The organism is Flavobacterium sp. Root186 (assembly GCF_001428525.1).
GTDB lineage: Bacteria > Bacteroidota > Bacteroidia > Flavobacteriales > Flavobacteriaceae > Flavobacterium.
Genome location: NZ_LMHW01000015.1, coordinates 365,034 through 365,288, shown reverse-complemented (window position 1 = coordinate 365,288; position 255 = coordinate 365,034). Strand labels below are relative to the sequence as shown.

General features: G+C 43.3%; 1 protein-coding gene. It reads right to left on the bottom strand.

Annotation, left to right across the window (positions count from 1 at the left end; genetic code table 11):
* Positions 1 to 255 (bottom strand): hypothetical protein (locus ASD98_RS24155; RefSeq protein ID WP_199866312.1); only part of this gene is annotated, 255 nt, incomplete at both ends.

Below are 255 nucleotides of genomic sequence, written 5' to 3'. Positions count from 1 at the left end.
AATCCAGTTGGAAGAGTTCCTACTGCCGTCAATGTTACCTGTCCAGCTGAACTGCCGATTACTACCGGGTTTCCGTTTAAGGTATCGTTAGCGGTTAAGSCTGCKGTTGTGCCKCCTGTATTTCCGTTGATAGATATCGTTGTTTCTGTAACCGCATCAATTACTGCTGCTCCAACTACTATTTTTGAAATTACTGCATCACAATTTGCCGTGTTGGTAACTTCGCAGATACGGTATTCAACATCATAAGTTCCT